This window comes from Coprobacter tertius, assembly GCF_024330105.1.
Taxonomy (GTDB): Bacteria; Bacteroidota; Bacteroidia; order Bacteroidales; family Coprobacteraceae; genus Coprobacter; species Coprobacter tertius.
Window position 1 is genome coordinate 185,978 of record NZ_JANDHW010000005.1, and the last position, 11,618, is coordinate 197,595.

The 11,618-nt window shown below is 36.5% G+C and carries 6 protein-coding genes; 1 reads left to right on the forward strand and 5 read right to left on the reverse strand.

Annotated elements, in window-relative coordinates:
- Positions 1 to 57: 57 nt before the first annotated feature.
- The 5 genes from NMU02_RS06830 to NMU02_RS06850 all read right to left on the reverse strand — a co-directional run bounded on the left by NMU02_RS06830 (position 58) and on the right by NMU02_RS06850 (position 9,525).
- On the reverse strand, positions 58 to 3,312 hold the full coding sequence (locus NMU02_RS06830) for a glycosyl hydrolase (RefSeq protein WP_255026829.1): 3,255 nt from the start codon (positions 3,310 to 3,312) through the stop codon (positions 58 to 60).
- A 117-nt stretch (positions 3,313 to 3,429) separates the two neighbouring features.
- Positions 3,430 to 4,791, reverse strand: coding sequence for an MATE family efflux transporter (locus NMU02_RS06835; protein WP_255026831.1), 1,362 nt, complete (start codon positions 4,789 to 4,791; stop codon positions 3,430 to 3,432).
- 215 nt (positions 4,792 to 5,006) lie between these two features.
- A complete protein-coding gene (miaA, locus tag NMU02_RS06840; RefSeq protein ID WP_255026839.1) occupies positions 5,007 to 5,951 on the reverse strand; it encodes a tRNA (adenosine(37)-N6)-dimethylallyltransferase MiaA in 945 nt (314 codons plus the stop codon).
- Entirely contained in the window at positions 5,948 to 7,081 is a 1,134-nt protein-coding gene (locus NMU02_RS06845) for a hypothetical protein (RefSeq protein ID WP_255026840.1), read from the reverse strand. Before NMU02_RS06845 ends, miaA begins: the two co-directional genes overlap by 4 nt.
- A 263-nt stretch (positions 7,082 to 7,344) precedes the next feature.
- Positions 7,345 to 9,525, reverse strand: a complete 2,181-nt coding sequence (locus NMU02_RS06850) for a S9 family peptidase (protein WP_255026842.1) — start codon at positions 9,523 to 9,525, stop codon at positions 7,345 to 7,347.
- 160 nt (positions 9,526 to 9,685) lie between these two features.
- On the opposite strand from NMU02_RS06850, the gene NMU02_RS06855 reads away from it, so the two are divergent.
- On the forward strand, positions 9,686 to 11,608 hold the full coding sequence (locus tag NMU02_RS06855) for an NAD(+) synthase (RefSeq protein WP_255026843.1): 1,923 nt from the start codon (positions 9,686 to 9,688) through the stop codon (positions 11,606 to 11,608).
- Positions 11,609 to 11,618: the final 10 nt, after the last annotated feature.

Genomic DNA, 11,618 nt, shown 5'->3' on the forward strand with positions numbered 1-11,618 from the left:
ATTTTCATAAAAAAAGCACCATTTTCTATGGTGCTTTTTTTATGAAAACGATCGAATTTACTTAATTCTGATATAGTCGAAATTCTCAATGACTACGGGACCTATTAAACCCGATTTTTGCAATTTCGAATCCGGTTTCCATGTATTAACCGGACAATATGTCTCCCTTTCATTTTCCGGTAAACCGCTATCACCTATTAAACGATTCACCCAGGTATTCACAACCTCTATTTTTACCTGATTTTCACCTTTATGCAAATATTCGGAAATATCGATACGATAAGGTGTTGTCCATACTCCACCGACATAACGGTCGTTTATCCATATTTTCGCCATTACAGCAACGTCCCCTAGATCGATATAAGTACGGCCATTTCGGGGAACGGCATCGATATTAAAAGCTGAAGTATAGGTTACTGTTCCCGAAAAATAACGAATGCTATCATTGGCAGAAAGAGATAAATCTTCCAAAGCGCGATATTCGATTATATCCGAAGGAGCTCGACGACCTTTTTCAAATGAAAGTTTCCAAGGTGAATTCATTTCAGCAATTATCTTTGGTTTCGGAAAATTTGCATTACCATCAGATAAAGAATTTTTTTTATGCTGTCTCTTATTAAATACGATAAAAGTACTCTCATAAGGTGCAAGTTTTAAAGGAACCAACGTTGTTCTTTCGGATCGGTTGAAAGATGGAAGTATCCGCATAGTTCCGCTAACAGCATCCCACAATTCGGGCTGCTTACCGACATTTCTGAAAGAAGCATCAAACTCGACGGCATTATTACTTTGGTTTGTCAAGAAATATATATCGGTATTTCCCAGTGTACGGTGACAATAATTCACAGGAATACCCGACGTAATTTTACAATCAGGAACACACCCGATCACCTCAAGAGCTTCAGTCATTTCCATTCCACACATTACCATTCCTTTCCCCACTTTTTTATACCGTTTTTCTTCCGAAATTCCATTCCATAACTCCTCGCCTATTTGTTGAATTTTCATATCTGCTTCGGGATAATTCTGAAGACTCGGAGAACGCTTTGGCTGAGGACCCAATATCACAGCTCCGTCATAAACCAACTGCCTTAACTTTTCTAACAATTCGGGACGCATGGTTTCTTGTTTAGGAAGTACCAATATGCGATAACTCACTCCGTGTGGAAGAGTAAGTAAACCGTCTTTTACTGTTAAACGATTTAATATAACTTCACTATTTATATAGTCGAACTGATATCCCTCAGGTAAAACCGGATCAGCAACGCCCGTCATTTTAGGAGCGTCTTCTCCGATAAAATAAGCGACATCGGCAACATTTACTCCCAGCTGCAGCATATAATTGGACCTCTTCAAATAATTTATAAACAAATCGATTTGAGAAAACCAAGTATTATTTCGGTTAAACTCCGTTCCAAACCAAGCATTCAAACCCGGTAAAGCCGTATCATCGGGCTGAGATATATAAACATGTAACAACGTATTATTTATACCTTCAGCAAAGAAACGATCGCCTCTTGGCTTTATTACAGAAGGATATCTCGCAAATGGAGATCCGGCACAAGTAAACGATTCGGCCGAAACCTGAGGCTTACCGTATATATGGGCACAAGACGAAGCTGCTCTGTTTTCGATATCACCTAAAGAGCCTTCACTCCAGAATTCGCCACTCACTTCATCAGACTGTCCTCCATATTGGAGAAATTCACCGGGAAATCCCCAATGCCCGTAATTTTCGAGCCAAAGTTTCAGACCATATTTATGGGCAATTTTTTTCATTGCACCAATATGTTCATAAGCAAGGTTATCGGCAACCATTCGCCTTAAATCCCATAAAAAACGATCGGAAATATCTCTGCTTTCCACCACCATACCTTCGAATACCGGGAAAAAAGGAAGCGGATCATAGCCATAACGTTTTATAAAATCTTCTATAAATGTATCGGTATAATTCTGGCCTCCCTTTTCATAACTATCCGAAACGGAAACTTTTAGCGATTTACGGTCTTCAGCCGGAATTTTTTGCATTATTTTTCCCAAAAAAGAATCGAAATGATGTTGTAAATATGCAGAAGACATTTTATCAACCTCCAATCCGGTCCCTTCTGGTGCTGCAGGACTATTTTCAACTCTTGTCGGTAACATTCCATATCTTACTATCTGCCATTCACCCGAAGGCGCCGTCCATGTCAATTCATTTCCATTAAGACAATCAGTAATATCGAGGATCATTTTAGGATCGATTATTCCCGAAGTCGAGTTCGGTTCACCCTGTCGTTCCCACATATACTCATGCCAGTAAGGTAATGGAGACTGAAACATTTTAGCTAAAGATTTCTCTGCATAGCGTTCGATCAAAGGACATGCCGACAATTCGATCTCGGAAATACCGCTTCCTCCGTCGATTTGTGAAAATATAAAGCGATACTTATCAGAATTCGTCTCAGGCAACGTAACGATAACCGGGGCATAAGGTTCGAACCCAACACACAATTCGGCATTCGTACGATCTACCCAGAACTCTTTTAAAGTTAGATATCTGTTATTTTCCCATGCCTGCAATGTTACTTTAACGCGAGTACGATGACTGGTATAAATACCACAACTTCTCACTGTAATATTTTTAGGAGCCCGAATATCTACGCTAAACGACTTGTCTTTAGGGAAAATAAGTTCGGTTTTGCGATCTTCATCGATCAGAGCTGCAATATTTTCCATCTGGCCCGATGATGAAATTATCTCAGAGTTTTTTATTGAAATAACTGAATCTGAAGATAAAGGATAAGGATAAGCAAGAACTTTCACATCCTGAAAATCTTTGCCAGGTTTTTGTAAATCTATTGTTATTTTTTTACCTCCTGTTACTCTTACTTTCGTAGATGATAAATAACGCATCGATTTATCGGGAGTAATCCACGGTCCTCCTGCCTGACTCCAGCCGGGACAATTAAACATACCGATTTCGATACTCAATTGAGTCGCTTTTTTTAAAGCTGCATGTGTTATCTTCCACCATTCATCACTGAACAGCTTTACTTTTCCCACAGGAGCCTCTGACGGAGTTAATCCTATATTTCCAATATAAGCCCGGTTTATACCGGCCTTTTTCATGGATTCTAAATCTTTAATTACTCCTTCTTCCGAAACATTACCGGATATCCAATACCAATAAACCGAAGTTTTTATCGAATCGGGAGGTATAACAAAACCAGATCGTAGCTTTTTATCAGAAGAATTACCAAAAGATAATGTGCATGAAAACAAAACCGATGCTATAAAAACAAAGGTTTTTAATTTTGATGTTTTTTTCATAGCTTTTAATTCAGACTGCAAGTTTACACTTTAATAATTTTATGTGATGACTTAATGAAAATATCATTTTCAATCATTAAAGTTAATCATTAAATCTGAACTAAAAACAAAAAATTATCAACTATTTCGAACCCCGAAACGATTTCTCCGAACCATAAACCGAAATCTCGTATAAAAAAGAATACCTGCGACAGTTAATCCTATAGGAAATCCCCACCATATACCGACCGGACCTGCTTGTAATATACAACCGAATAAATATCCGCAAGGAAGACAAATAATAAAATAACTTATAAATGCAATTACAGCCATCGGTTTCATATCTTCAATTCCACGTAATGCATTTGCATAAGCTACCTGTAATCCATCACCGAATTGATATACTATTGTCGGGATTACCAATAAAGCAACGATTTTATTCACTTCAACCGAATCGGTAAAAAGATATCCGATATGGTTACGTAATAAAAACATTAATGTGGCAATAGACAATGACATAACTGTAATAATATGAAAACCCGCTTTAGCAATATTATTTATTTCAGATTGCCGGCCGGCTCCATTTGCATTGCTTATCAGTATGGTAATCGCAGATCCGATTCCGTAATACAACATAAAACCGATTGTCGTAAAAGTTCCGACAGCCTGGTGCGCTGCCAGTGCAGCTGTACCAAACCACCCCATCATAATAACACTAAGGTTGAAAGCTCCTGTTTCCATCCCCATTTGTAACGCAATAGGAGTTCCTGATCTGAACAATAAAGACAAACTTCCTCCCGAAGATTTCACCCGATAAAATCCTATTCTAAAACGATTATATCTCGTAGTAAAGAAAAAAATATAAATAAAAAGCAATAAATTAAATATACGCGATATAAATGTAGATATTCCGGCTCCTAATAATCCCAACTCCGGCAATCCGAAATGGCCGTAAATAAGAGCATAATTGCCGATAATATTCAAAACATTTCCCGAAATAAGAATATACATCGAGAGTTTCGTATCCATTATACTATCAGCAAATTGTTTAAAAGAGTTGAATAGCATTACAAAAACAAGACCCGACAACTGTATCAAGAAATACGGTCTTATGAGAGGATACAACGATTCGGGTTGTCCCATTTTCTCAATATTAAAATAAACAGCTATCATAACTGCGATTAAAAAGGCTGATAAAAAGACATTCGCAATCAGACTAAATCTTAACATCTGTCCTGCTTTAAGAATCTGGCCTTTACCAACCAATGATCCAATCACAGGAACAAGCCCCAATGAAAAACCCAAACCGAATAATAGAGGAAGATTAAATAGATTATTTACAAAAGAGGCGGCAGCCAATTCCTCAGCAGTATGATGTCCAACCATAATATTGTCGGCAAATCCTACAACGATAATGCCCAACTGGCCTATCATGATAGGAAATCCCAATTTTAATAATGAGATATAATTTTTCTTGAAATTATTCAGGTATGGCGGCATAACTCGATACAGATTAAAAAAATCCGTGCAAATATACAATATATTCCTAGCATTCTCTTAAAACGTGTAATTCAAATTAAGACTTAATTAAAAGAGTTCGCTGAACAATAAACAATCGATAACGTTCTAATGAGATAATCATATTTACAGAATAGCAACCTATAATTGAAAAGGGTACAGAGATACATTCGATTCGATTGACTTTTCCAGTCTCTTTACTGACTTGCCCTCAGTGTCTCTGTACCTGTTTTCTCAATCAATTCCAATATTTTTTCAACCTTTTCTTCCTCAGGTAGAAATGCGTCGATCCAATGAATATCAAAACCTCTTCTTTCCATTCCCCGGAACCACGTCATCTGTCTTTTGGCAAACTGATGGATGGCAATTTCTAATTTCACGATCATCTCCTGATATGTCGAGATACCTATAATATATTCGGTAAGATATTTATATTCCAGTCCGTAATATATCAAATCTTCGGCAGGAATTCCATCAGCCAATAAAGCTTTTACTTCATCGATCATTCCTTCTTCGAGTCGGATACGTAATCTTTCCGATATTTTTTCACGGCGTTTATCCCTATCTATATTTACTCCGATAATGAGGCTTTCCAGCGGTTTATTGTTCATCTTTTCAGGAGGTTGCAACCGATAAAACTCTTCTATTTCAATAGCTCTTATAGCCCTTTTACAGGTATCTACATCAGTCTTATTATGAAGGGTTTTATATCCTCGTAAAATCGATTCGAGTTCTTCAAGCGATTTATTCTGTAACCGTTCACGAAGTTTCTTATTCTCCGGAACCTGAGGCATTGCATATCCTTTAAGAACAGTCTCTATATACAATCCCGTACCTCCACATAATACAGGTATCTTTCCCTTGCTCACGATCGAATAATAAGCCAACTTAAAATCCCGCTGATACTCGTACAGATTATATTTATACCCAGGTTCACATATATCTATCAAATGATAAGGTACATTTTTGCCATTATAAACATATTCCTTCAGATCTTTACCAGTACCGATATCCATACGTTTGTAAATCTGCCTCGAATCGGCACTGATAATCTCGGTATTCAGCCTCGAAGCTAAAGCTACAGCCAAAGAAGTCTTACCCGATGCCGTAGGGCCTAATATGGTTATTATTTCAGCTTTCATTTCGCAACCAATCCACGATTTTTATAACGCATGGCAAGTAAAATTGTATTTTTGATAAATTCGAATTCCTGTTCGAAACAAGGACTAAAAATATTCTGACCGAGATTTTGTTCAATTTGTCCTACCGACCAAAAACGCCCTTCAGAAATATTACTTGTAGTTATCTCTTTTTCATCTTCCAAATAAATAACATATAACATCACGAGACGTTTTATTTTTTGGGTATGATATACTGTCGTAATTAACTTATGCCGGGTAAATTTTCCCTTTATACGCTCATCGGTGAGACGCCTGATGCAGTTTTCCGAAGTTTCTTCATAAAATATATCTTCTGAAAAAGGAGTATCAACACCTCCATCTAACAAACCATCCGTATTCTTCGTTTGACAAAGATAAAAATTCTCATTATGCATTACGATTATACGCACATGAGGATGCATGAAAGTATCACCAGCACTAATGCTTTGATTGCGCTCGATACATCCGCTCACGCGCATCTTACTATCAATTACAGGAAGCCATATTTCATTTTTGAAACAAGTATTAAGCATTCTCATACGCACATATTCATACAAGAAAAATGCCCCTAATAATATCAAGTCGAGATAATAGTTAAGAAATGCGTATGTTTTAGGATATAGTTCACGACCGTCGGAATTAAAAACGATGAGTAATGCCACATAAAAACTTAAAATATATAATAATATTCCCGACATATAATAAAACTCATATGTTGTATGTTTCATCGTCTGCAACAACAATTTTTTCCTAAGTATAAATGAAAGGAACAAACTACGCAGATCTCTTACTATTATAAGATTTATAATCAACAATACACATATAGATACTGTATTAGATACCATAAACATGACATCGTAAAACAATATTTTTATTACAGCAAAGAGGAATAATGACAACATTCCGACCAAGCCCATATAATCGTGAATACGATGTACAGACCACCGGTACATTAAAACAAGTAATCCCAACACTCCAAATACCATCGAAAGCCTTACTACCTGCACTTCAGAAATAAAATTATTCAATAACATGATCAGTAAAACAGGGAATAGACCAATCGACTGTAAAGAGATAAAATCTCTACTATATATCTTCTTATCTTTCTTCATCTTATTATAATGCACTTATGATATCTAATAATAATGCATAATCCAGCAATTCATTTATTTAAAACCATTTCCATGCATCTTAAGTTCTGTAAAAAATATTCATTGGTATAGCACAGCTAATTTGCATTTATTTTACGGATAAAACAATAAATACTCTATTATTAACAGTTTTTTTATTTATTCCTAATTCCAGGCAACATAAGAAAGCACATCTTTTAAATAAAAGATGTGCCTATCTTTATAAAATTCTTTCGATAATATGCTTATTTCAAATGCATATTCAAAAAATCACAAACTTTAGTATATAAATGCATACGGGTATTACAACCATATATACTATGATTACGGTTAGTATATATCTGCATATCGAATTGTTTATTAGCCTGTACCATTGCCTCACTGAATTGTAATGTATTCAGATAATGCACATTATCGTCGGCTGTACCGGCTATGATCAACAAATTACCCGAAAAATCAGCAGCCTTCTCTACCGGAGATGATGCCAAATAACCCTCCATATTTTCTTTGGGAGTACGCATATAACGCTCGGTATAAATAGAATCATAATACCTCCAATCGGTCACTGGGGCAATAGCTACACCCGCTTTAAATACCCCCGACGACGATACCATCGACATAAGAGTATTATATCCTCCAAAACTCCAACCCCATATAGCAATATTATTACCATCTACATAATCTAACGACGCAAGATATTTAGCGGCAGAAACTTGATCCTGTGATTCGAGAATTCCCAATTTTAAATAAATCGATTTTGTAAATTCAGCACCCCTGCCACCGGTTCCACGCCCATCGACACAGGCAACAATATAACCGTTTGCCGTAAGATATTGCTCCCAGTCAAAAGACCAACTATCTGTAACCATCTGCGATGCAGGGCCACTATATTGTACCATCAATACCGGATATTTTTTCGATGGGTCGAAATTTACGGGTTTCATTATATACCCATTGAGACTAATACCGACTTCATTTTTAAATGTAAAGAACTCCTTATGCGAATATTGCAACGAAGACAATTTATCTTTTAAACTTTTGTTGTCTTGTAATACCCTTATTTCTTTTCCTTTTGCATCGTTTACCGTTACAAGTAATGGGGTTTCAACACTGCTGTAATTATTTACGAAATAAGTACAACCGGGATTGAATATCGCGTTATTCGTACCTTTTCGGGTAGAAAGTTTGGTCACTTTACCTTTGGTATCCACTTTGTAAATCGAACGATATAAAGGGCCCTCAGTTGCTGCCTGATAATAGAATGCCCCTTTTCCATCGTACCCCAGATATGCTGTTACATCCCAATCACCTTTTGTTAATTGTCTAATCAAATTTCCGGTAAGGGTGTATTGATAAAGATGACGATACCCATCTTTTTCAGATGCAAAAACAAAAAAATCAGGATAAAAAGTAATATAATCTTTATTATCAGGATCGATCCATGTTTTACTCTGATCCTGAATCAATAATTTGCTTACTCCCGATTTGGGATTTACTCCGAATATACGAAAATGATTCTGATGACGGTTAAATGTCATTACTGCTAACTGTTCGGCATTTTCGGTAAAACATATACGAGGGATATAACCTTCGCTTTCGAGAGGTACATTCAATTTTTTTACCTGACGTGTATCTACCGTATACGAATATACTCCTACTTCCGAGTTCTTTTCTCCCGCTACCGGATATTTATACCTGAACTCTCCAGGATACAGTGCATACTGCTTCAATGACGGACACATGCCTTCGAACATTTGCATTGAATATTCCGGAACCATACTTTCATCGAATTTCACAAAAGCCAACACCTCACTATCCGATGACCAGGTAAGCGTATTCGTCAACGCAAACTCTTCTTCATACACCCAGTCTGTCGCACCATTAATAATTTTATTTTTCACTCCGTCGGTTGTAACAGCCGACTCTGTATCATAATCGAGTTTTTTCAGATATATGTTATTGTCCCTTACGAAGGCAACCATACGACCATTGGGCGACATGGTCGCAATTTGTTGTTTTCCATTATCAGAAAGCGGTTTTACAAGATTTCGTTTTATTTCGAAAGTATAATAATTAGCCTTAAACGACCTACGATATATCGGTTCGACATCGGTATATAACATAATCTTTTTCTCATCTTTACTCAACGTATAACCATCGAATTTCTTAAAAGGACATTCTCTAGCCTTTTTCGCATTAAATAAAGTATCTACCGGTTTACCTGTTTTATACGCGTATTTAATAATCATAGCCCCATCTTTACTTTTCTGCAAATAATGTAGCCCGTCACTCAAGGGATAATAAGCCGGAACACCTTCGGTACGATATTCCCCATTCACAATTTCTTTTAAAGTGGGTGTTTTTGCATATACTTGGGCGCAAACGCATAAAAGCAATGATGCTACTACATAAGAAAACCGTTTCATCTGTTTTTCTGATTTTAAATTTTTTACAAAGGTAAATAATAGCCCGACTTCATAAAAATATTATATCACAAAAAACCGTATATTTTTCATATTTTCCTGTTATCGACAGTTACAAGCACGACAATTTTTATACTTTTGTATATGTAAAATACATACAATCATGAATCACGGATTTATTAAAGTTGCCGCAGCCATACCCGAAGTACAAGTTGCCGATTGTACTTTCAATGTTAAAAAGATACACCATATAATTGAAAAAGCGAACAATATGGGTATACAAATATTGGCTTTCCCAGAACTGTCGGTAACCGGATATACTTGCGGCGATCTTTTCGGACAATCTTTTCTTCTCAAAGAAGCAGAAAATGCTTTAAAAGAATTGATCGAGTCACAGAAAGACAATAAAATGCTATGCATCATAGGCATACCCGTCGCTCATGAAGACAAAATTTTTAATACTGCCGTTGCGTTTCAAAGCGGGAAAATATTAGGTTTAATCCCCAAAACTTACCTCCCCAATTACAAAGAATTTTACGAAAAACGGTGGTTTTCTTCTTCATTAGCTTCAAAATCAACTACAATATTTTTTTGTGGTCAGGAAGTCCCTTTCGGGAAAGATTTGCTATTTACATATAAAGAATTAAATATAGGCATTGAAATATGCGAAGATTTGTGGATGCCTGTTCCTCCGAGTTCACAACTCTGTATGCAAGGAGCAAATCTTATCATTAACCTTTCTGCTAGTAACGAACTTATCGGGAAACATGATTACCTCATATCTCTCATCAAACAACAATCTGCCCGGTGTATAACCAGCTATCTTTATGCTTCGGCAGGCTTCGGAGAATCTTCTACCGATATTGTTTTTTCAGGAAATGGAATTATCGCCGAAAATGGAAACATTTTGGCTCAAAGCGAACGCTTTTCATTAAAAGAACAGATTATTTACACTGAAATAGATATTGATAAATTATTACACGACAGAAAATTAAATGGAGACTTTACCCTTGGTACAGGAGATAATAATTTCTGTAAAAAAATACCATTCGAATTAAAAACAGTAGAATTAACACCCCTGAATCGAAAATTCTCTCGACAACCTTTTGTTCCTGAAAATGACAAATGCTTATACGAAAGATGTGAAGAAATACTGAACATGCAATCTTTCGCATTGGCAAAACGAATACAGCATACACACGCCGATACTGTCGTCGTGGGAATTTCAGGAGGGCTCGACTCGACTCTTGCCTTATTAGTATGCATTAAAACATTCGATATGCTATCAATCCCTCACAAACGTATCGTCGCTGTAACAATGCCGGGATTCGGTACTACAAACCGTACTTACCGTAACGCATTAAATCTCATGCAACAATTAGGGGTAACAATACGTGAGATTAATATCCAAAAAGCTTGTATACAACATTTTAAAGATATAGGCCATAATGTCGATATTCATGATATTACCTATGAAAATTCTCAAGCCCGGGAACGTACGCAAATACTTATGGATATCGCTAACCAAACAAACGGATTAGTTATAGGTACCGGTGATCTCTCGGAGTTGGCTCTCGGATGGGCGACTTATAATGGAGATCACATGTCGATGTACGGTGTTAACAGCAGCATTCCCAAAACGCTGGTTAAATATCTTGTAAAATGGGTAGCATTACAAGAGAAAGATACGAAAATAAAAGAGACATTACTGGATATTACAGAAACTCCTATAAGTCCCGAACTCTTACCAGCTGATAAGGAAGATAATATCATACAAAAAACAGAAGATCTTGTAGGACCGTACGAATTACATGATTTCTTTCTATATCATTTTTTACGTAATGGTTTCACTCCTTCCAAAATATTCTTTCTGGCACAAGAAGTTTTTTCCAAGGAATTTTCCGATGACACTATTCTTAAATGGATGAAAACTTTTTTCAGAAGATTTTTTAACCAACAATTCAAAAGATCTTGTTTAACAGACGGTCCTAAAGTAGGTTCGGTCAGCCTCTCCCCCAGAGGGGACTGGCGTATGCCCAGTGATGCCAGTTGTACACTTTGGTTAAAGGCCTGTGAAAGATTATAATATACTTAAA